The following is a 21732-nucleotide window of genomic DNA, read 5'->3' as shown; positions in this document are numbered from 1 at the left end:
CATGAACACGGACGACAAGAACGGATGAAAGCAAGCTGGCTGGGATGGGGGATGCTGTTGGCGCTGCTGGCCGGGTGTGGCAAGCACGCGGAGGAGGCGGCCAGCGGCAAGACGGTTGCCTCCGCTGCCGTGGCCGGCGCACGCGAACTGGCGCGTGCCGATGTCGAAGTGGCGCAGCTGTCGAGCTTGCGGGATGCGTTGCCGTTTACCGGCACGCTGGCCGCACTGAAAAGCAGCAGCATCGCCGCCGAGGTGGAGGCCAGGGTCAAGGATGTGCTGGTGCGCGAAGGCGAGACGGTGCGGCAGGGACAGGAACTGGCGCGGCTGGACTCGGAATCGCTGGACCAGTCGGTGAGCGAGCAGCAGGCCCAGCTGGCCGGCAACCAGTCGCGGCTGAAGCTGGCGCGCATCAAGCTGGACAAGCAGCACGAGCTGCTGCAGAAAGGTTTCATTTCCCAGCTGGCCTACGACGAGGCCGAGAGCGAATTCACCGTGCGCCAGGGCGAGTTGCAGGCGCAGAGCAGCCAGCTGGCCCGGGCGCGGCGGCTGCAGGCAGACAGCGTGGTGCGCGCGCCGATTGCCGGCGTGGTCTACGAGCGCAAGATCAACCCCGGTGAAATCGCCGCCAAGAATGCGCGGCTGTTTTCCATTGCCGATCTGGGGGTGCTGGAGTTGAGCGCGACAGTGCCGGCACAATGGATAGGCCGCATCCAGCCCGGCCAGCAGGCGCGCTTCAGCGTGGAGGGCCTGCCGGATGAGCTGAGCGGTGCCGTGGTGCGCGTCAATCCGGTGGCGCAAAGCGGCACCCGCAGCTTTCTGATTTACATCCGTGTCGACAATCATGACGGCCGGCTCAAGGCCGGCCAGTTTGCCAAGGGCGGTGTGGTATTGCGCCAGCTGGAAGGGCAGGTGGTGTTGCCGCAGACCGCGGTGCAGGACTTGCAGGGCAAGCCCTGGGTGATGCTGGTGGAGCAGGGCCGGCTGCAGCGGCGGCCGGTGCAGGTGCTGCTATGGTCGCAGACCGAGCGCAAGGTGGCGCTGCTGGGGGTGAAGCCGGGCCAGCTGGTCCTGTCCGCTGCGCTGCTGGGGGTGGCGGCCGGTGATGCCGTCAGCCTGCCGGCCGGCCTCAAGTAAGGAGCTGCCATGTGGTTGACCCGTGTCAGCGTGCGCAATCCCTACTTTGCCACCGTGTTGATGCTGGCCTTGCTGGTGCTCGGCCTGTTTGCCTGGTCGCGGCTGCCGGTGGAGGAATTGCCGGACATCCGCTTCCCGGTCGCCGTCATCACCACCCAGTACAGCGGCGCCTCGCCCGAAGTGGTGGAAAGCGAGGTCACCCGCCCGCTGGAAGAGGCCATCAATACCATCAATGGCGTCAAGCACATCCGCTCCTACTCCTTCGAGGGCAGCTCCACCATCGTGGTGGAGTTCGCCCTGACGGTAGACCCCAATGTTGGCGTGCAGGATGTGCGCGACCGGGTGGGCGGGGTGCAGGGCCGCTTCCGCCGTGAAATCAGCACGCCATCGGTATCACAATTCAATCCCAATGATCAGCCGCTGCTGTCGCTCAGCTTCAGCTCCAGCCAGGTGTCGCAACGCACCCTGACCACCTGGCTGGAAAATACGCTGAAAAAACGGCTGCAGACGGTATCCGGTGTGGGCGAGGCCAAGGTGGTGGGCGGGGTGAAGCGGCAGATCCGCATCGATGTCGACCCCTACCGGCTGGAAGCCAGCGGGCTGTCGCTGCAGGAAGTGGCCGATGCCATCCGCGCCGGTAACCGCGACTACCCGGCCGGCGCCGTCAGCACCGCCAGCAATGAGCTGAGCGTGCGCGTCAGCGGCAAGCTCAAGTCGCCGGACGACTTTGCCAGTTTGGTCACCGGCTATCGCAATGGCAGCCCCATTCGCCTGTCCGACATCGCCAGTGTCAGCGATGCCGAGGCCGAAGCGGACAGCCTGGCGCTGATCGACGGCAAGCCCGGCGTGGGCATGGACATCCGTGCGGCACGCGGCGCCAACGTGGTGGAGGTGGCCGATGGCGTCAAGCAGGTGATTCATCACTTGCAAGCCCAGCTGCCGCCCGGCACCCAGGTGCGCTTTACCTATGACAAGTCGGAGGACGTCAGGAAATCGCTGGCCAATGTCGAAGCCAGCTTGCTGGAGGGCGCGGCGCTGACCGTGCTGATCGTCTTCCTGTTTCTGGGCAGCTGGCGCAGCACGGTGATTACCGGCCTTACCTTGCCGGTGGCGCTGATCGGCACCCTGTTTGCGCTGCAAGCGCTCGGCTTCACGCTTAACCTGATGACGCTGATGGCGCTGTCCTTGTCCATCGGCCTGCTGATCGATGACGCCATCGTGGTGCGCGAAAACATCGTGCGTCACCGCCATCTGGGCAAGAGCCATTATCAGGCGGCGCTGGATGGCACCAATGAAATCGGCCTGGCCGTACTGGCCACCACACTGACGGTGGTGGCGGTGTTTTTGCCGGTCGGTTTCATGAGCGGCATCATCGGCAAGTTTTTCCACCAGTTCGGACTTACCGTCACCGTGGCCGTGCTGATTTCCATGCTGGTCAGCTTTACCCTCGACCCCATGTTGTCCTCGGTCTGGCCCGATCCGCACCAGCATGGCGACCGCCATCGCGGGCCGCTGGGCCGGCTGCTGGACGGCTGTGAGCGCTCGCTGGACCAGCTGGCCACACACTATGTGACCGCCATCGGCTGGACGCTGCGCCATCGCAAGACGGTGCTGAGCGGCGCGCTGCTGCTGCTCCTTGGCAGCTGCCTGCTGCTGCCCTTCATCGGTGGCGAATTCATGCCACGCGCTGACAAGGGCAAGTTTTCGCTATCGTACAAAACGGCTCCCGGCTCTTCGCTGGATTACACCGCCAGCAAGGGACGCGAACTGGAAGCCTTGCTGCGCCGTCTGCCGGCGGTGCAGTCCATCCAGCTGACCGCCGGCAGCGGCAGCTTTGGTGCGGGCAAGAGCGATGGCCAGCTGGTGGTGGATCTGGGCAGCAAAAGCACGCGCCATCACAGCCTGTTCAGCGTGATGCAGCAGGCGCGCACTGCCGTCAGCCGGGTGGCCGGGGTGGAAATCCTGTCGCTGGAAGAAATGGGCAAGGAAGGCCCGGGTGGCAAACCCATCAATATCGGCTTGCGCGGCAGCAATCTGAGCGAGCTGGATGCCGCGGCCACGGCCCTGATCAAGCAGCTGGGCAGCGTGCAGGGCGTGGGCGATCTGCAAAGCAGCCTGGCCGACGCCGACCCGGCGCTCAAGCTGGAAGTCCGCCGCGATGCCGCCGCCAGCCTGGGGGTGGATCTCAGCCGGGTGGGCAGCACCCTGTCGCAGTTGCTGGCGGGCGACGTGGTGGGCAGCTGGGAAGCGCCGGATGGCGAGAACTACGATGTATTGCTGCAAGTGCCGCGCAGCGAGCGGCGCAATGAGTTGCTGGACATCATCACCGTGGCCGGACGGCCGGATGCCAATGGCGCAGCCAGCATGGTGCCGCTGTCCACCGTGACCCGGCTCAGCCCCGGCCTCAGCCCGCGCCAGATCGACCGGGTCGACCTGCTGCGCCAGGTGACCGTCACCGGCAATATCGCCGGGCGCGACCCGGGTTCGGTATTTGCCGACATCAGCAAGATCACCGCCGCCCTCAAGCTGCCGCCCGGCGTGGTGCTGGCCGAGGAGGGCGAGCGCCGCGACATGGAGGAATCACTGGGCTATGCCTTGCAGGCGCTGGCGATGGGGGTGATCTTCATCTACATGATCCTGGCGGCGCAGTTCCGCAGCTTTACCCAGCCGCTGGCCATCATGGTGGCACTGCCGCTGGCCTTTGTCGGCGTATTCCTCGCTTTGTGGCTGACCGGCTCCACCCTCAACATGTTCTCGGTCATCGGCATCATCATGCTGATGGGCTTGTCGGCCAAGAACGGCATTCTGCTGGTGGATTTCATCAATCAGGCACGGCGCGAGGGCCTGGAGCGCAGCGCGGCCATCATCGAAGCCGGCCGGGTCCGGCTGCGCCCCATCATGATGACCAGCCTGGCGATGATCTTCGGCATGTTGCCGATGGCGCTGGGTGGCGGCGAAGGGGCGGAAACCCGCGCGCCGATGGCGCATGCCATCATCGGCGGCATGATCACCTCCACCCTGCTGACGCTGATTGTGCTGCCGGTGGTCTACAGCTATCTGGATGGCTTGCGCCAGTGGCTGCGGCGGCGGCTGGCGCCCACCGGGAACAGCAAGCACGTGGCTTAGCCACTGGTCATTCGATCAGGAAGGCACGGTGAGCGGCCAGGCGGCTGTCTACACTGCAGTAGCCTGCTGCTAGCGAGGCAGTGATGGTTTGATGCATCTGTTATAACAGTATCAATACACACCAAGGTCGCCGCCATGTTCAAGCCACTTGCCACCCTGTTGTTGTCCTTGCTGCTGAGTGCCCACAGCCTGGCTACAGTACCGGTACAGCCGGTGCGCTATGCCCTGGTTTCCGGGCTGAGCGATCCGCATCGGCCCTATATGCTGGCCTTGTTGCAACTGGCCTGTGACGAGGCGCGGCTGCGTTGCCAGCTGCTGGCCGCCAGCGCCATGAACCAGTCGCGCGCTCTGGTGCAGCTGGGCAAGCCGGATGGCGGCATCGACCTGTTCTGGGGCATGACCAGCAATGAGCGTGAGCAAAAGGCCCTGCCCATCCGCATTCCGCTGGACAAGGGGCTGATCGGCTGGCGGGTGGCGCTGGTGCCGGCCGACCAGCCGGATTTGCTGGCCGGCATCCGCACTCGTCAGCAACTGGCGCGCCTGGTGGCCGGGCAGGTGGACGACTGGCCGGATACCACCATCCTGCGCAGTGCCGGCCTGAAGGTACTGACCAGCCAGGACTATGGCAATCTCTTTCCCATGTTGCAGCGCAAGCGTTTCGACTATTTCCCGCGCAGCGTGATGGAAGTGCAGCGCGAAGCGGCCATGCCCGTGGCAAAAGGGCTGGTGATCGATCACCACCTGCTGCTGCGTTATCCCACGGCCATGTATTTCTTTGTCAGCCCGCATCAGCCGCAGCTGGCGGCCCGCCTGGAACAGGGCTTGCGCATGGCCTTGCAGGACGGCCGTTTCAACCAGCTGTTCCTGCGCTATAACGCCCAGGACCTGGCCGGGCTGGCGCTGGCCCAGCGCACGCTGATCCCGCTGGACAATCCGCTGTTGCCACCGGGCACGCCCTTGCAGGATGCCCGGCTGTGGTATCGCCCCTGAAGGCTGCCGGCCTCAGTGCTGGCTGCCTTCCTCTTCCAGCCAGTGGCAGAAGGCTGTCACCAGTTCATCGCCCACCAGGGCTTGCGGTACCGCCCAGGAATAGCCGCGCACGCTGATTTCCGGCCCGGCCAGCGGTGCCACCAGCTTGCCGCTGGCCAGCTCGCTTTCGATGACCGGCAAGGCCCCCAGCGTTACCCCCAGTCCGTCCACCGCCGCCTGCAAGGCCAGGTAGTAATGATCAAAATGCTGATCGGCTGCCGATTGCAGGGCCGGTACGCCGGCGGCGGCCAGCCAGCGCGCCCAGGCGACCGGGCGGGTTTCCGCATGCAGCAGGGTGTGGACGGCAAGGTCGGCCGGCTGGTGGATGGGCAGGCGTTGCAGCAGGGACGGGCTGCATACCGGAATCTCCCGTTCGGTGAGAAAGGCATGCGAGACAAAGCCATGCCAGTGATCCTTGCCGCGGCGGATGGCGATGTCGAAATCGGCGTTCTGATTGTTGATGCTGGCATCGGAGGTCGCCAGCCGCAGTTCGACGCCGGGATAGCGCAGCTGGAAGCGGGTGAGCCGCGGCAGCAGCCAGTGCATGGCCAGGGTGGGGGTGACATTGATGTTCAGCCGCCGTCCCTGCTTGCGTGCGGTCAGCTTTTCGGTGGCAGCGGCAATGCTGTCCAGTGCCGCCTGAATCGCCGGCAGGTAGGACTGGCCGGCCGCCGACAGCCGCACGCGCCGGCCGTGGCGCTCGAACAGCACCACCCCCAGCCACTGCTCCAGCTGCTGGATCTGGCGGCTGATGGCACCATGTGTCACATACAGCGCGCTGGCTGCGGCGCTGAAACTACCGTGGCGGGCAGCGGCTTCAAAGGCTTTCAGGGCATTCAGCGGAGGCAGGCGTCGGTTCATGCTGGTGAGTTTAGCTCACATGGAAAGCCATAAAAACTCGTTTGTTGATTGGGCCGGAGCGGGCTAGGCTTGCAATATGACTCCATCCCTGATCATTCCAAGCCGCCGCCAGCTGTTCCTGGGCTTTTTCAGCATAGGACTCAGCGGTTTCGGCGGTGTGCTGCCACAGGCGCATCGCATGCTGGTGCAGCAGCGCCGCTGGCTGAGCGAAGAAGAATTCACCGAACTGCTGGGCCTGGGGCAGATTCTGCCCGGACCCAATATCGTCAATATGTCCATCGCCATCGGCTCACGCTGCCACGGTGTGGCCGGTGCCTGGCTGGCGGTGGCCGGCCTGATGCTGGCGCCGCTGGTCATCGTGCTGAGCATGGCGGTGCTGTACGACCATTACCAGAGCCTGCCGGATGTGCAGGGCACCTTGCATGGCCTGGCCTCCACGGCGGCCGGTTTGCTGCTGGCCATGGCCTTGCGCATGGGAACGAAAATAGAGCGCCATGCGGTGGCCGCCTTGCTGGCCGTGCTGACCTTTATCGCCGTGGGAGTGCTGCGCTGGCCGCTGCTGCTGGTGTTGCTGGTGCTGGCTCCCGTTTCGGTGCTGCTGGCGTGGCAGCGTGGGCGGACGGGGGCGCGCTCATGATCCTGCTACTGCTGTCGCTGCTGGGCAGTTTCGCGCTGTTTTCGCTGATGGCGGTGGGCGGAGCCATTACCCTGATTCCGGAAATGCATCATTACGTGGTGGAAAGCCACCACTGGATGAGCGGCCAGGAATTCGCCGCGCTGTTTGCCATTGCCCAGGCCGCGCCCGGGCCGAATGTGCTGGTGGTGAGCCTGATCGGCTGGAAGGTGGCCGGTCTGGCCGGGGCCTGCGTCGCCACCGTGGGCATGTGCGGCCCCTCGTCCCTGCTGTGTTATTACGTGGCCAGGTTGTGGCAACGCTGGCATGCCTCGCCATGGCGGCGCGCCATCGAGCGCGGTCTGGCGCCATTGACCATCGGCCTGGTGGCCGGCAGTGCCATGCTGATGAGCGAGGCGGCCAACCAGCATTGGAGCGGCTGGCTGTTGTGTGCCGCCAGTACCGTGCTGGCCTGGCGTACCCGCGTCAATCCGCTGTGGCTGCTGGCCGGCGGCGCGCTGCTGGGTTTTGCCGGCTGGATCTGAACGCCTCCCTGCTGGCGGTGGCGGCCAGCGTCATCTGTGTTTCATGCTGAACCGTCACACTGCGCGCTACTGCCGCCGCCGGAGCCCGCATGTCTTCCTCTGCCATTCCCGTCCGCCTCAACCTGGTGTTGCTGCTGCTGGCACTGCGCTTGTGGCTGGTTGAACTGGTGGCCGTGCCGCTGGCCGTGGCCTGGTTTCATCCGGCCTATGGCCTGTTGCTGGTGGCGGCGGTGCTGCTGATTCCGCTGCGCTGGCAGCTGCTGCACGAAGCCGTGCACGGCCTGCTGCTGCCCTCGGTGCGTTACAACCGGCTGGCCGGACGGCTGCTGGGCATCAGCCTGGGCATTCCCTTCGAGGTATGGCGGCAGGCGCATCATCTGCATCACCGCTACAGCCGCAGTGCGGCCTGCCGGGTGGAGGTGTATGAACCGGGCGAGGAGGCGGGCTGGCAACGCCGGCTTTACCTGTGGCTGCGACTGTGTGGGGCGGCCTATCTGATGGCGCTGGCCGGCAGCCTGTTGCTGCTGTTCTGCCCGGCGTGCAGCCGCTGGCGCTGGCTGGCCGGACGCGCCCCCTTGTTCCCCTTGCTGCAGCGCCGTCTGTGGCGCAGCCCGCAGCGACATGGCGCGCGGCTGGATGCCCTGCTGGCCTGGCTCTTGCCCGGCCTGTCCTTGCTGATCTACGGCGCGCATGACTGGATGCTGTGGCTGGCCTTGCTGGCGCGCGCGCTGCTGATCTCGCTGACCGACCATGTCTGCTTTGCCGGTCAGCCGCTGGGCGATGCCCGCCGCGCCGCCAACCTGGCCCTGCCGCGCTGGCTGGGACTGTGCCTGCTCAACAGCCATTTGCGCGGTGTGCACCACCTGTGGCCGGGGCTGTGCTGGCAGGCCTTGCCACAGCGTTTTGCCACGGCCCGGCTGGACTGGGATGGCCGTTTCGGCCAGGTAATCTGGCAGCGCCAGTGGCGTGCCACTCCCGCCACCGCCCTGCCGGTAATACCCCTGCGCAAGGCAGGGACGGGTATAATGCCGGCTGATTCCATTACGCCAAGCTAGCAAGCCCATACCATCATGACCCAGCTCAAGAACGACACTTTCCTGCGCGCGCTCCTGAAGGAGCCGGTTGAATATACCCCCATCTGGATGATGCGCCAGGCTGGACGCTACCTGCCGGAATACCGCGCCACCCGCGCCCGCGCCGGCAGCTTCATGGGCTTGTGCACCAGCCCGGACTTCGCCACCGAAGTCACCCTGCAGCCGCTGGAGCGTTTCCCGCTGGATGCAGCCATCCTGTTCTCCGACATCCTCACCGTACCGGATGCCATGGGTCTGGGCCTGTATTTCGCCGAAGGCGAAGGCCCCAAGTTTGCGCGCCCGCTGCGTGATGAAACTGCCATCCGCGCACTGAGCGTTCCGGCGCTGGACAAGCTGCAATACGTATTCGATGCCGTCTCCAGCATCCGCAAGGCGCTGGACGGCCGCGTGCCGCTGATCGGCTTTTCCGGCAGCCCCTTCACCCTGGCCTGCTACATGATCGAAGGCGGTGGCTCGGATGATTTCCGCCATGTCAAAGCCATGCTGTACAGCCGCCCTGAGCTGCTGCATCACATCCTGGCGGTGAATGCCCAGACCGTGACCGATTACCTGAACGCCCAGATCGATGCCGGCGCCCAGGCCGTGCAGATTTTCGACACCTGGGGCGGCGCGCTCAGCCATGCCGCCTATAAGGAATTCTCGCTGGCCTATATGCAGCGCATCGTCGCCGGCCTCAAGCGCGAGGCCGATGGCCGGCGCGTGCCGGTCATCGTGTTCACCAAGAACGGTGGCCAGTGGCTGGAAGACATCGCCGCCATTGGTGCCGACTGCGTGGGCCTGGACTGGACCACCGACATCGGCCTGGCGCGTGCCCGCGTCGGTGACAAGGTTGCCCTGCAAGGCAATTTCGACCCGAACGCGCTGTTTGGCTCGCCGGCAGCCATCGAGGCCGAGGCCGGACGTATCCTGACGGCTTATGGCCAGGGCTCCGGCCATGTCTTCAATCTGGGCCACGGCATCTCCCAGCATGCCGATCCCGAGCATGCCGCCGCCCTGGTAGCGGCCGTGCATCGCCTGTCCCGTCCCTTCCACCAGTAAGCCTGCCATGGCCGGGGTATGCGCCCCGGCCATGCCGCTATTGGCCAGCCTGACCTGATCAATCCCCGCTTTATTAGCAGGGTGTTTGGCAAAATAAGCGGGTCTGTCAGCTGTTTCATCCAGTTCGGGTCGTGGGGTATAGCCCCAGCCGCGGCGGACTTTGCGCTGCCGGCACAGGCTTTTTTGCCCGGCTGATCAAAGGGGTGTTGACAGCTTTGCCCGGTGGTGTTCTCAGAGTTATTCACACCGGGAACTGTGGCTGTGCAGACTTGTCAAGCCCACTGGGCAATATTAGTGCGCTGATTATAAGTCATTGAAAAATAAACGCTTATTCTTCTGATTAATTTTTGTGCAATCTAGCGGAAATGCTGATTTAATAGCCTTTCCCCGGCCGGCAAGCGAGTTGTGCACAAAGATATCCACAGCTTCTGTGCATAGATCGCGCAAAGCCTTGTCAGAATTGGGTTTGATGTAAAAGGGAAAATTTCCGTGGGTCTTCAGAGAGTTCAGGTGGTGGTCGATCTGCCCCTATTTGGCGCATTTACCTACCTGTCTCATTTTCCAGTCAGCCCCGGTCAGCGGGTGGCGGTTCCCTTTGGCAATCGCCAGTTGTGTGGCGTGGTTGTCACTGGCATACCCCCGGAGGGTTTGCCGGACAGCCAGCTCAAGCAGGTGGAACAGGTATTCGACAGCCTGCCCCCCTTGTCAGCCGATTTCCTCGCCCTGGCCGAATTCGCCGCCGCCTACTATCACTTCCCGCTGGGCCAGACCCTGTTTACCGCCCTGCCAACGGCATTGCGCGAGGCGCGCGACATCACGCCGCCGGACGAGCGTCCCTATGGCCTGACTGATGCGGGCCTGGCTGCGATGCCGGCTGCACGGCAACGGGCACGGCTGGCCTTGTGGCAGGCGCTGGGCGATGGCCCGCTCACGCAGACGCAAGCCCGTCAGCTCACGCCGCAGGCCGGCAAGATCCTGGCCGACTGGCTGGCCGAGGGCCTGGTGCACAGAGTGGAGCCGGACCTCCAGCCCTTGCAGCTGGGCCCCAGCCCGCAGCTGAATGCCGACCAGCAGGCGGCACTGGATGCCTTGAGCAGTGGGCCGGCTGGTTTCCAGCCCTGGCTCTTGCATGGCATCACCGGCAGCGGCAAGACCGAAGTCTATCTGCAGCGCATCGCGCGCTGCCTGGCACAGCGGCAGCAGGTACTGGTGCTGGTGCCGGAAATCAACCTGACCCCGCAACTGATCGAGCGCTTCATCCAGCGCTTTCCCGCCAGCAGCATCGCCGTGCAGCACAGCCAGTTGGCCGAGGGCGAGCGCCTGCGCAACTGGCTGGATGCCTGGCAGGGGCGGGCCGACATCATCATCGGCACCCGCTTGTCGGTATTCACCCCCATGCCGCGGCTGGGCATGATCGTGGTGGATGAAGAACATGACGGCTCCTTCAAGCAGCAGGACGGCCTGCGCTACCATGCACGCGATCTGGCGATCTGGCGGGCACACCGGGCCGGCATTCCCATCGTGCTGGGCAGTGCCACGCCCAGCCTGGAAACCGTGGCCAATGTCGAGGCCGGCCGCTACCGCCAGCTCAAGCTCAGCCAGCGGGCGCATGGCGCGGCCAAACTGCCGCAGGTGCGGCTGGTGGACACCCGGCGCGCCAAGCTGGTCGAGGGCTTGTCCGAGCCGGTGATCAAGGCGCTGGCGGCACGGCTGGAACGTCAGGAAATGAGCCTGGTGTTCATCAACCGCCGCGGCTATGCCCCGGTGCTGGCCTGTACTGATTGCGGCTGGACCAGCGGTTGCCCGCGCTGCTCCACCCGGCTGGTACTGCATTTGCTGGAGCGCAAGCTGCGCTGCCATCATTGCGGCTGGGAGGAAAACGTCCCGCATGCCTGCCCGGAGTGTGGCGCGCCCGACATCAAGCCGCTGGGCGAGGGCACGCAGCGGCTGGAATCCGCACTGGGACGTTTGTTCCCGACAGCGCGCATCCTGCGCATCGACCGCGACACCACCCAGCGCAAGCAAGCCTGGGACGACATCTATCGCAAGGTGCATGCCGGCGAGGTGGACATGCTGGTCGGCACCCAGATGCTGGCCAAGGGGCATGACTTTGGCACCCTGTCGCTGGTAACAGTGCTCAATGCCGACGGCGGGCTGTACTCGGCGGATTATCGTGCGTCCGAGCGGCTGTTTGCCCAGCTCACCCAGGTGGCGGGCCGCGCCGGCCGCGCCGATGCGCCGGGCGAAGTGCTGGTGCAGACGCAATGGCAGGAACACCCGCTGTATCAGGCGCTGGTGGCACATGATTTCGATGGCTTTGCCGCCAGCCTGCTGCAGGAACGCCGCCAGGCGGCCTTTCCGCCTGCGGTGTACCAGGCGCTGCTGCGGGCCGATGCCGCGGAACTGGCCAGCGCCAGCGCCTTTCTCACGCAGGTGCGCAGCCAGGTTCAAGACATGGCCGCAGGCGTGCTGATCTCCGGCCCGGCCCCCGCCTTGATGGTGCGGCTGGCCAATCGCGAACGCGCGCAACTGGTGCTGGAGTCGGCCAATCGCCAGGCCCTGCACCGTTTTCTTGATCAACTGCCCCCGCTGCTGGATGCCCAGGCGCGCCAGTACGGCCGTGGCTTGCGCTGGTCGCTGGATGTTGACCCGCAGGAGATGTAATGAAGCCTGTTTTACCCGCTATCGCACTGCTCATGCTTGCCGCCACTGCGGCGGGCGCCACGCTGGACCTGCACGGCCTGAAAGCGGATGAAGTCGCCATCTGGGCGGCGCCGGTCGAAGGCGGCGCCGAATTGGCCAGCCTGCGTGCCGATGCAGCGGTCAATCCGGCATCCACCATGAAGCTGCTGACCAGCTGGACGGCGCTCAACCGGCTCAAGCCCGGCTACCGCTGGACCACACGGCTGCTGTCGGATGCCCCGCTGGAAAATGGCGTATTGAAGGGCGATCTGGTCTGGGTGGGCGCGGGCGATCCACGCTTCAGCACGGCCAATCTGCAAGAGCTGCTGCGTGGCCTGCGCCAGCGTGGGGTGCAGCGCATCGACGGCCGGCTGCTGCTGGACAAGAGCGCTTTCAGCAGCATCGGCACGGCGGAAAATTTCGCAGGCGACGAGGGCAGGTCTTTCACGGTCGAACCGGATACCCATCTCACCGGCCTGAAAGTGGCCTGGCTGCGCTTTTTCAATGATGCCAATGGCGCCAGGGTGGTGCTGGACCCGCCACTGGCCGGCATCAGCCTGCAGGCCAGGCTGAGCAGTGCCGGCGGTTCCGCTGCTTGCCCGGATGTCCGGCAATGGGTGCAGATCCGCCAGCAAGCCGGGCAGATCGAAGTCAGCGGCAAACTGCCCGCAGCCTGCGATGGCAGTCAGGCTTATGTGAATGTACTGGAACACAATGACTTTGCTGCCCAGTCGTTTGCCGCGCTGTGGGCCGAACTGGGCGGCAGCGGTCCGCAGGGTGTGGCGGTCGCGCCAGCACCGGCAGGGGCGCGCACGCTGGCGCAATTCCAGTCCGAGCCGCTGACCGTGGCGCTGAACGATATCAACAAATACAGCAACAACACCATGGCGCGCACCGTTTACCTCACGCTGGGGAAGGAGGAGGGCGGCAGCGACACCCCGGCCGCTGCCCAGCGCGCGGTACGCCGCCTGCTGGCCGAGCAGCATATTTCCGACGAGGCACTGGTGCTGGAAAACGGCTGCGGCCTGTCGCGGCGCGAGCGCGTATCCGCCCGCCTGCTAGGCCAGGTGCTGCTGAATGCGGCGCGCGGTCCCTATGCGGCTGAGCTGCTGGCCAGCCTGCCTGTCGCCAGCGAGGACGGCACGCTCAAACGTCGCTTTGCCGCCATCGGCCCGCGGCTGCGCATGAAAACCGGCACGCTGAAGGACGTCAAGGCGCTGGCCGGTTACTGGCAGGCTGCCGACGGGCGGCGGCTGGCCATTGTCGCCATCATCAACAGCCCGCGGGCGCTGGCGATGGGGCCGGCACTGGACGGCATCGTGGCGGATCTGATTCACCGCTTCGACCGCAGCGCGCCGGATAGCAGCCAGTTGGCGCCGGCAGAAGCTATAATGCAGCCCTGAATCCCACCACGCATCAAACAGGTTTTGTCATGAAACACGTCACCATGTATACCACGGCGGTCTGCCCCTATTGCATCCGCGCCAAGCAAGTGCTGGCCAGCAAGGGTGTGACCGGCATCGAAGAAATCCGCATCGATCTGGACGATGCGGCGCGCGAGCGCATGATGAGCAGCACCGGTCGGCGCACCGTGCCGCAAATCTTCATCGGCGACACCCACGTCGGCGGCTGCGATGACCTGGTGGCCCTGAACCAGGCCGGCAAGCTGGATGTGCTGCTGGCGGATTGACGCCAATCAAGCAAGCACGGAGTCCTGCGCCGCAGCGGCCCATTCCCGCCGGGACACACTGGCCGCACACCGTGCTTTCATGCGATGATGCAAACCTGATTTTCCTTTGCAACCGGCTGCCATTGGCGGCCATCAGCGAGACTGAGACATGAGCGAGCAACAAGAGCTGCAACCGGTATTCTCCATCGAAAAAATCTACGTAAAAGATCTGTCCCTGGAAGTGCCGAATGCACCGCAGGTCTATCTGGAAGCGGCCCAGCCGGAAATCGACATGCAGCTGGCCAGCGAAGGCAAGCAGGTCGATGAAGGCTTTTACGAAGTGGCGCTGACCGTGACCGTGACCGCCAAGCTGCCGGAAAAAACCATGTTCCTGTGCGAAGTGACCGAAGCCGGCATCTTCCGCATCGAAAACGTACCGGTTGAAGACATCGAGCCGATTCTCGGCGTGGCCTGCCCGAACATCCTGTTCCCCTACGCCCGTGAAACCGTTTCCAATCTGGTGAACCGTGCCGGCTTCCCGCCGGTGCTGCTGTCGCCGATCAACTTCGAAGCGCTGTACATGCAGCAGCGCGCCCAGCAAGCCGAAGCCGGCAACGCCTGATGCTGCGCCGCCTCGTCACTGCTGCTGCCGTGCTGGCCGGGCTGCATGCCCTGCCGGCGCAGGCGCTGGAATTCCGTTCGGTCAAGGAAACCGGTGTGGCGCTGTACGAGGCGCCCGCATTGAGTGCCAAAAAGCTGTTCCTGGTCAGCCGTTATTATCCGGTGGAAGTGTTGTCCAGCCAGAAAGAGTGGGCACGCGTGCGTGATGCCACCGGCGGCATTGCCTGGATTCCGCAGGCGGCGCTGTCCGGCCAGCGCTGGCTGCTGGTGACGGCCGACCAGGCCGTGGTGCGCGCCACGGCCTCGGCCGATGGCCAGCCCGTGTTCAGCGTGGCCCGCGATGGCGTGCTGCAATGGCAGGAAGCGCCCAAGGATGGCTGGGTCAAGGTCAAGCACCGCGATGGCAGCAGCGGCTTTGCCCGCATTACCGATCTGTGGGGCCTGTAAACCATGAAACTGGCCATTCTGGGGAGTGGAGCCTGGGGTAGCGCCCTGGCGCTGGCCTTTGCCCGTCATCATGACGTCAGCCTGTGGGGCCGCGATGCCGCCCAGATGTCGGAAATGGCTGCCGAGCGTGTCAACCGCCGCTATCTGCCCGACAGCCCCTTTCCCGCCAGCATCACGCTGACCGCAGAATTGCCGCGCGCCATCCATGGTGCCGAGCTGATCCTTATCGTCACCCCCATCGTCGGCCTGCGGCCGACCTTGCGCGCCTTGACGGCACTGTCCTCGTCGCTGCCGCCCATCCTGTGGGCGTGCAAAGGCTTCGAAGCCGGTTCCAGCCTGTTGCCGCATCAGGTGGTGGCCGAAGAATTGCCGCCGGATCACCCCTGCGGCGTATTGTCCGGCCCCAGCTTTGCCCGCGAAGTGGCCGAGGGTCTGCCGGCTGCCGTCACCATTGCCGCCGATGATGCCGAGTTTGCCCGGCGCATGGCGCGCGAGCTGCACAGCCCCTTGCTGCGGCTGTATGCCAATGATGATCTGGTGGGGGTGGAAGTGGGCGGCGCCGTCAAAAACGTGATGGCCATTGCCACCGGTGTGGCCGATGGCCTGGGTTTTGGCATGAATGCCCGCGCCGCGCTCATCACCCGTGGTCTGGCAGAAATCACCCGGCTGGCCAGTGCGCTGGGTGCCAGCCAGCAAACCATGATGGGTTTGTCCGGCATGGGCGATCTCATTCTCACCTGCACCGGTGCGCTGTCGCGCAACCGCCAGGTAGGCTTGAAACTGGCCGAAGGCAAATCGCTGGAAACCATTCTGGCCGAACTGGGCCATGTGGCCGAAGGGGTGAGCACTGCCCGCGAAGTGCTGACCATGGCGGAAAGACTGGAAGTGGAAATGCCGATCACCGCCGCCGTATGTGGCCTGCTGTATCAGGGCAATGATCCGCACCGGGTGGTGGAAGGCTTGCTGAGCCGTGCGCCCAAGTCGGAAGGTGGTGGCGCGCTGGATTGACGGTGCGGCCATGCCAGTCAACAAAGCCTCCGGAATGGAGGCTTTTTTGTGTGCTGCGTATATCGGCTGCCTAGTGCGTGTGCTGGTTCTCGCGCAGGCTTTGCGCATCCCAGTAGGCATGGATTTTCTGGATACGCTGCTGTTCGGCGGCCGGCAGTCTGGCGAAATCATTGTTGATGGCTTGCTGCTCGGCCTGCCAGGCGCTTACCGTGGCGGCTGGCGGTGGGTTGTGCTCGCGGCCGTGGGCAAAAACGGTGCTGCTGCTGATCAGGGTAATCAGGGCGATGGCCAGGGTTTTCATACTGTATTCCTTGCTGAAGAGAGGGGGTCTGCTGTGTTCTGCAGCTTGGTGACAGTATATTTTTGGCGATTGGTTCAATAAATACTGGTTATTTAAATCATTTGTTTACTATTGGTGTTCAATAGCGCGGAACTTTGGCCGGTGCGCATCGTCATCACCGGCCACTCATGCTGTGCTGGCTGATCCCGCCGCGGCTTCAGGGCGGGCTGCCGGCCTCGTCTGTGCCGGCCGTCGCGGCGGGTTCATCCGCCGGTGCGGCCTGTTGCAGGCGCAGGGCAATCTCGTGCTGATTGAAACGGCCATTACTGTGGCGCAGGCGCTCAGCATAGAGAATGATATTGTCGCCGTCGGCAATCAGGATGGCCGGGGCGGTATAGCCGCTAAGCGGATAGCCACTGGCCAGTACCCCGTATTGCTTGTGAAAATCGCGACCACGCAGGGTGGACAGCAGGGTGACGCCGGGCAGGCCATGTTCGTGCCGGCTGCGCAGCAGGGAAGAGGGCGAATCGACACAGACCACGATCAGCTGCAGTGCCGGCCAGCTTTCGAGAAAGCGCCGGGTGTCGCGCAGCAGTGCCAGGCCGCCGTGTTCTTCCTCGTCCAGCGACAGCAAGGTCAGAATCACCTTGGGCTGGCCGGCAAACGCCTCCAGCGCAATATCGCGTTTGTATTCATCCACCAGCATGAAGCTGGGCAGATAACTGTCCGGCCGCGGGAATTCGCCGCTCACCGGAATGGCCTCGTCACCATACTGCAGTATGAAATCGTCCATGTGCTGCCTCCTTATCCTTTCATGGTGGACAGCAGGGCGCCAAATACAAGGCCGATTCGCCATTCTGTTGACCTGCGGGCACAAAAAAAGCGGCCGAGGCCGCTTGTGACGGGCGAGCTGCCGCTCAGGGATAGAACCAGTACAGGCTGTAGCCCATGGCGCGCACCTTGCCGGCATCCAGCCGCATGGTGACTTTCACCTCGCTGTTGGCATTGAAGCGCTGCAGCTTGAAGTCGTCGGCCTTCAGGTATTCCTTGGGCGAGAACACCTTGCGGATCAGCACCTGGTCGTCGGCATCCTTGAGCGAAACTTCCAGCATCGGATAGTTCTGGGCAAAGGCGGCATGGTTTTTCAGCGTGGCGGACAGCTGGATCAGGTTGGCATGTTCCGGCACGAAGGCCAGCTCCGACCATTCGGTGCGGATCTGCGCGATATCAGTGGGCCAGGGCACGCTGCAACCGGCAATATGGCAGAAAGCCTCCAGCGCCGGCCGCGCTTCCGGTACTTCGGCGGCAATGCGGGTGCGGTTGAAGTAAACCAGCTGGCCGGCCAGCAGCACGCTGCCGATGATGGCCAGCAAGACCATGGCCACGGTCAGTAGCGGATTGCGCCGCTGTTCGTCCTTGCTGCTGTCCTCATCTGTTTCGCCCAGATCGCCATAGGGGTGGGGCGGGCGCGGCGGTGGAGCCGGAATGTCAGCCTGCTCGCTGCTGGGCGCAGCTGCGGGCGGCGGGACATCATCGGCCTGTTCGCCACGGCGACGTTTGTTGCCGAATACATCGGGCAGCGGAGCGGATTGTTCTGGCTCATCCAGTTCGGCGACGTAATTCTGGCTGGGTGGCGGGCTGTTTTTGCGGGTTTGCAGGGCTTCGGCCAGTGCGCGCTGGAATTCTTCTGCCTCGCGGCTGCTGGCGCTGTCGGGCTGCTGCAGCTCGGTGGCAGGTGCCAGCGCGGGGGCAGCTTCCAGCTCGAAATCCGCGGCTGGAGCCGGTCCGGCCGCAGTTTGCGGGTCGAAGTCGGGCAGTTCCAGCTCGAAATCGTCCATCGGATCGGCTGGTGGCTGCGGCGTGCGGGCGGCTGCCGGCGGCGTGGCCGGCGCGGGCTGCGGAGCCAGCGGTGGCGGCGTCAGTACCGGCGGCGGGGTGTCGGTACTGACAAAATGCTCGGTGGCGTTGAATACATGCGAACAGCGCCCGCAGCGGACGAGTCCGTTGGCGGCAGATAACTGCTTGTCGTTAACCTTGAAACGGGTCTGGCAACTGGGGCACTGTGTCGTATAGCTCATACGCTTGGGCGTCGGGTTCCTGTCAATCGTGTCCAACCCTCGTCGAACACGGGCGTATCCATGGTGAACCATTGCGCATAAATGGCAGACAGTTCATCAGCCTGTTCGGCAAGAATACCGGAAAGCACGATTCTACCACCGGTTTTTACATGGCTTGCCAACAGCTGGCCGAGCATGCGCAGCGGATTGGCCAGGATATTGGCCAGTACCACATCATACTGCGCGGCCGGATTGGCATCCGGCAGGCAGAAGGTGGCGCTGACCTGGTTCTGTTCGGCATTGTCGCGGCTGGAACGCACCGCCTGGGCATCGATATCCACCCCCAGCGCCGTGCCTGCGCCCAGCTTGAGGGCGGCAATGGCCAGAATGCCGGAGCCGCAGCCGTAATCCAGCACGCTTTCACCACCGGCAATGTGCGCATCCAGCCATTGCAGGCACAGCCGCGTGGTGGGATGGCTGCCAGTACCGAAGGCGAGGCCCGGGTCCAGTTGCAGGTTGATGGCGTCCGGCGACGGTGCATCGTGCCAGGTGGGGGTGATCCACAGGCGGTCCGAAATGCGGATGGGCTCGAACTGGGATTGCGTCAGGCGTACCCAGTCCTGCTCTTCCACGCGTTCGGTCTTGTAGGCCGGCATGGCCAGCTTGCAGGCGGTGCAGGCGGCGGCGATCAGCAGCGCGACATCGGCATCTTCGGCAAACAGGGTGATGATGCGGCTGTGATTCCACAGCTTGTCCACCGGCATGCCGGGTTCGCCGAAAATGGGCTGTTCCAGCTCGGTGCCGGCCAGCGCATCTTCAATGGCGGTCGACAGTGCGCCGGCGTCCATCAAGGCATCGGCCAGGCGTTCGGCCACCGCCGAATCGGTGTCGATGGTGGCTTGCAGCCAGGCCATTATGCCTCTCCCTTTTTCATCTGCGACAGGCGTTCTTCCAGATAGTGAATGCTGGTGCTGCCACGCTGGAAGGCGGCATCCATGAACAATTCCTGGTGCAGCGGGATATTGGTCTTGATGCCGGAGATGGAGATTTCCGACAGGGCCACGCGCATGCGCGCCATGGCCTGTTCGCGGGTGTCGCCGTAGGAAATCAGCTTGCCGACCATGGAGTCGTAGTGCGACGGCACGGTATAGCCCTGGTAGATATGCGAATCAATGCGGATGCCCGGGCCACCGGCCGGGTGGTAGCTTTCGATCTTGCCCGGCGAGGGCACGAAGGTAAACGGGTCTTCGGCGTTGATACGGCATTCCATGGCATGACCGCGCAGTACGATGTCGCTTTGCTTGTAGCGCAGCTTTTCGCCGGCGGCAATGCGGATCTGCTCCTGCACGATGTCCACGCCGGTGATCATCTCGGTCACCGGGTGTTCCACCTGTACGCGGGTGTTCATTTCGATGAAGTAGAACTCGCCGTTTTCAAACAGGAATTCAAAGGTGCCGGCGCCACGGTAGCCGATGCGGCTGCAGGCTTCGGCGCAGGCGGTGCCAATGCGCTGGCGCTGCTCGTCTGTGATGCCCGGAGCCGGTGCTTCTTCGATGATTTTCTGGTGACGGCGCTGCATCGAGCAATCGCGTTCGCCCAGGTAGATGGCATTGCCGTATTCGTCGGCCAGGATCTGGATTTCGATATGGCGCGGCTGCTGCAGGTATTTCTCCATGTAGACAGTCGGGTTGCCGAATGCGGCGCCGGCTTCGGTGCGGGTCATCTGTACCGAGTTGATCAGCGCACCTTCGGTATGCACCACGCGCATGCCACGGCCACCGCCGCCGCCTGCTGCCTTGATGATGACCGGGAAGCCGATTTTCTTGGCGATCTTGACGATCTCGGCCGGATCATCCGGCAAGGCACCTTCGGAACCCGGCACGCAGGGCACGCCGGCGGCAATCATCGCATCCTTGGCGGAGACCTTGTCGCCCATCAGGCGGATGGTTTCCGGGCGCGGGCCGATGAAGACGAAACCGGACTGTTCCACCCGTTCGGCAAAGTCGGCGTTTTCCGACAGAAAGCCATAACCGGGGTGGATGGCCTGGGCGTCGGTCACTTCTGCAGCGGCAATCAGCGCCGGCACATTCAGATAGCTCTTGGTCGACGGGGCCGGGCCAATGCAGACCGATTCATCGGCCAGCTTGACGTATTTGGCTTCGCGGTCGGCTTCGGAATGCACGACCACGGTCTTGATGCCCATTTCGCGGCAGGCGCGCTGGATGCGCAGGGCGATTTCGCCGCGGTTTGCAATCAGGATTTTTTCAAACATGGTAGGGACGTCCGTTGAGTGGCGCGTCAAACGACAAGGGCACAGACGCTGCGTCGTGCCCTGTCATCTCTGGCGTCTATTAGCGAAGCAGAGAGAATTATTCGATGATGAACAGCGGCTCGCCGTATTCAACCGGCTGGCCGTCTTCGGCCAGTACGGCCTTCACCACGCCGGAACGATCCGCTTCGATTTCGTTCATCAGTTTCATGGCTTCGATGATGCACAGGGTATCCCCGGCATTCACGCTCTGGCCCACTTCGACAAAAGGCTTGGAGCCCGGGCTGGCCGAACGGTAGAAGGTGCCGACCATCGGCGACTTCAGCGCATTGGCGTTGTTGGCGGCAGCCGGTGCTTCGGCTGCGGCAGCGGCCGGTGCGGCGGCCGGTGCGGCCATTTGCTGTTGCATCGGCATCTGCATCATCGGCTGGGCGTAGGCGATCTGGGTGTTGGCCGATACGCGGGTGATGCGGACTTTCTCTTCCCCTTCGGTCACCTCGAGCTCGGCAATGCCGGATTCTTCGACGAGATCGATCAGTTTCTTCAGTTTACGCAGATCCATGGTAATCCTTCGGATGGGATGTACTTTATTATGCTCAGGCTTGCGCGGACAGACGCCGGATGGCGTGCGCAAGTGCCAGCTCATAGCCCTGCGCGCCCAGGCCGCAGATCACGCCGACCGCCAGATCGGAAAAATACGAATGCTGGCGGAAGGGTTCACGGGCGTGGACGTTGGACAGGTGGACTTCTATGAATGGCACCTTCACCCCGGAAATGGCGTCACGCAGGGCAACGCTGGTGTGGGTGAAGGCCGCTGGATTGATGATGATGAACGACGTTCCGTCTGTCATGCAGGCGTGGACGCGGTCAATCAAGAGGTGTTCGGCGTTGCTTTGCAGCGCCTCAAGCTCGAAACCGGCGGCGCTGGCCTGTTCGGTCAGCCGCTGGTTGATGGAGGCAAGCGTATCCCGGCCATAGTGCTGTGGTTCCCGTGTTCCGAGCAGATTGAGGTTGGGGCCGTGCAGCACAAGGATTTTTCCGGTCAAAGCTTTGCTCCTGAGTTCAACATGGGCGCGAGTTTGCCGCAAATGGCGACACGATGTCTAGCTTTTCCAGTATTTCAAACGGTTGTTTGATGTTTGGCCGCTGCGCCGGATTTGGCCGGAAAGCCCGCCATTTCGAGCGAATGCACTACAGTGAACCGCATTTTAAACGGTGGCAAATTTTTTACAGTTCCTTGCGCCACACTCTTGATCAAG

General features: G+C 63.9%; 21 protein-coding genes. 13 read left to right on the top strand and 8 right to left on the bottom strand.

What is annotated here, in order from left to right:
- Positions 1-51: 51 nt before the first annotated feature.
- The 3 genes from DFR38_RS10585 to DFR38_RS10575 all read left to right on the top strand — a co-directional run bounded on the left by DFR38_RS10585 (position 52) and on the right by DFR38_RS10575 (position 5250).
- The gene (locus DFR38_RS10585) at positions 52-1134 is read left to right on the top strand and encodes an efflux RND transporter periplasmic adaptor subunit (protein WP_110313378.1); all 1083 of its coding nucleotides are present in this window, start codon (positions 52-54) and stop codon (positions 1132-1134) included.
- Between the two features lie 9 nt (positions 1135-1143).
- Positions 1144-4260 carry an efflux RND transporter permease subunit gene (locus DFR38_RS10580; RefSeq protein WP_110313377.1) on the top strand — a complete coding sequence of 1039 codons (3117 nt, stop codon included), beginning with the start codon at positions 1144-1146 and terminating at the stop codon, positions 4258-4260.
- Between the two features lie 135 nt (positions 4261-4395).
- Positions 4396-5250: a hypothetical protein gene (locus DFR38_RS10575; RefSeq protein WP_059287453.1), complete on the top strand. Its 855-nt coding sequence runs from the start codon at positions 4396-4398 to the stop codon at positions 5248-5250.
- Between the two features lie 12 nt (positions 5251-5262).
- Here DFR38_RS10575 and gcvA read toward each other — a convergent pair whose 3' ends face one another.
- The gene (gcvA, locus tag DFR38_RS10570; protein ID WP_059287454.1) at positions 5263-6150 is read right to left on the bottom strand and encodes a transcriptional regulator GcvA; all 888 of its coding nucleotides are present in this window, start codon (positions 6148-6150) and stop codon (positions 5263-5265) included.
- 76 nt (positions 6151-6226) lie between these two features.
- On the opposite strand from gcvA, the gene DFR38_RS10565 reads away from it, so the two are divergent.
- From DFR38_RS10565 to DFR38_RS10520, 10 genes are all read left to right on the top strand, one after another.
- Positions 6227-6787, top strand: a complete 561-nt coding sequence (locus tag DFR38_RS10565; protein ID WP_059287455.1) for a chromate transporter — start codon at positions 6227-6229, stop codon at positions 6785-6787.
- Positions 6784-7308, top strand: coding sequence for a chromate transporter (locus tag DFR38_RS10560; protein WP_059287456.1), 525 nt, complete (start codon positions 6784-6786; stop codon positions 7306-7308). Before DFR38_RS10565 ends, DFR38_RS10560 begins: the two co-directional genes overlap by 4 nt.
- Before the next feature lie 89 nt (positions 7309-7397).
- Complete coding sequence (locus DFR38_RS10555) at positions 7398-8363, top strand: fatty acid desaturase (RefSeq protein WP_110313376.1); 966 nt, start codon at positions 7398-7400, stop codon at positions 8361-8363.
- A gap of 15 nt (positions 8364-8378) precedes the next feature.
- Positions 8379-9440: a uroporphyrinogen decarboxylase gene (hemE, locus tag DFR38_RS10550; protein ID WP_110313375.1), complete on the top strand. Its 1062-nt coding sequence runs from the start codon at positions 8379-8381 to the stop codon at positions 9438-9440.
- Positions 9441-9929: 489 nt separating this feature from the next.
- A complete protein-coding gene (locus DFR38_RS10545) occupies positions 9930-12104 on the top strand; it encodes a primosomal protein N' (RefSeq protein WP_110313374.1) in 2175 nt (724 codons plus the stop codon).
- On the top strand, positions 12104-13525 hold the full coding sequence (gene dacB, locus DFR38_RS10540; protein ID WP_110313373.1) for a D-alanyl-D-alanine carboxypeptidase/D-alanyl-D-alanine endopeptidase: 1422 nt from the start codon (positions 12104-12106) through the stop codon (positions 13523-13525). Before DFR38_RS10545 ends, dacB begins: the two co-directional genes overlap by 1 nt.
- A 29-nt stretch (positions 13526-13554) precedes the next feature.
- Positions 13555-13812, top strand: a complete 258-nt coding sequence (gene grxC, locus DFR38_RS10535; RefSeq protein ID WP_110313372.1) for a glutaredoxin 3 — start codon at positions 13555-13557, stop codon at positions 13810-13812.
- A gap of 148 nt (positions 13813-13960) precedes the next feature.
- A complete protein-coding gene (secB, locus tag DFR38_RS10530; RefSeq protein ID WP_059287677.1) occupies positions 13961-14413 on the top strand; it encodes a protein-export chaperone SecB in 453 nt (150 codons plus the stop codon).
- A complete protein-coding gene (locus DFR38_RS10525; RefSeq protein WP_110313371.1) occupies positions 14413-14859 on the top strand; it encodes an SH3 domain-containing protein in 447 nt (148 codons plus the stop codon). The genes secB and DFR38_RS10525 overlap by 1 nt, the downstream gene beginning before the upstream one ends.
- Positions 14860-14862: 3 nt before the next feature.
- A complete protein-coding gene (locus DFR38_RS10520; protein WP_110313370.1) occupies positions 14863-15867 on the top strand; it encodes an NAD(P)H-dependent glycerol-3-phosphate dehydrogenase in 1005 nt (334 codons plus the stop codon).
- A 70-nt stretch (positions 15868-15937) separates the two neighbouring features.
- Here DFR38_RS10520 and DFR38_RS10515 read toward each other — a convergent pair whose 3' ends face one another.
- The 7 genes from DFR38_RS10515 to aroQ all read right to left on the bottom strand — a co-directional run bounded on the left by DFR38_RS10515 (position 15938) and on the right by aroQ (position 21519).
- Positions 15938-16168, bottom strand: a complete 231-nt coding sequence (locus DFR38_RS10515) for a hypothetical protein (protein WP_059287531.1) — start codon at positions 16166-16168, stop codon at positions 15938-15940.
- A 196-nt stretch (positions 16169-16364) separates the two neighbouring features.
- Positions 16365-16940, bottom strand: a complete 576-nt coding sequence (locus DFR38_RS10510) for a thioredoxin domain-containing protein (protein WP_193394329.1) — start codon at positions 16938-16940, stop codon at positions 16365-16367.
- A 124-nt stretch (positions 16941-17064) separates the two neighbouring features.
- A complete protein-coding gene (locus tag DFR38_RS10505) occupies positions 17065-18225 on the bottom strand; it encodes a DUF3426 domain-containing protein (RefSeq protein WP_110313369.1) in 1161 nt (386 codons plus the stop codon).
- Entirely contained in the window at positions 18222-19118 is an 897-nt protein-coding gene (gene prmA, locus DFR38_RS10500; protein WP_059287042.1) for a 50S ribosomal protein L11 methyltransferase, read from the bottom strand. The genes DFR38_RS10505 and prmA overlap by 4 nt, the downstream gene beginning before the upstream one ends.
- A complete protein-coding gene (gene accC, locus DFR38_RS10495; RefSeq protein ID WP_059287043.1) occupies positions 19118-20476 on the bottom strand; it encodes an acetyl-CoA carboxylase biotin carboxylase subunit in 1359 nt (452 codons plus the stop codon). The genes prmA and accC overlap by 1 nt, the downstream gene beginning before the upstream one ends.
- A 97-nt stretch (positions 20477-20573) precedes the next feature.
- Complete coding sequence (accB, locus tag DFR38_RS10490) at positions 20574-21035, bottom strand: acetyl-CoA carboxylase biotin carboxyl carrier protein (RefSeq protein ID WP_110313368.1); 462 nt, start codon at positions 21033-21035, stop codon at positions 20574-20576.
- 34 nt (positions 21036-21069) lie between these two features.
- Positions 21070-21519, bottom strand: coding sequence for a type II 3-dehydroquinate dehydratase (aroQ, locus tag DFR38_RS10485; protein ID WP_059287045.1), 450 nt, complete (start codon positions 21517-21519; stop codon positions 21070-21072).
- Between the last annotated feature and the right edge of the window lie 213 nt (positions 21520-21732).

Source organism: Aquitalea magnusonii (assembly GCF_003202035.1).
In the GTDB taxonomy this organism is placed as follows: Bacteria; Pseudomonadota; Gammaproteobacteria; order Burkholderiales; family Chromobacteriaceae; genus Aquitalea; species Aquitalea magnusonii.
This window is presented reverse-complemented; position numbering and strand designations above follow the sequence as displayed.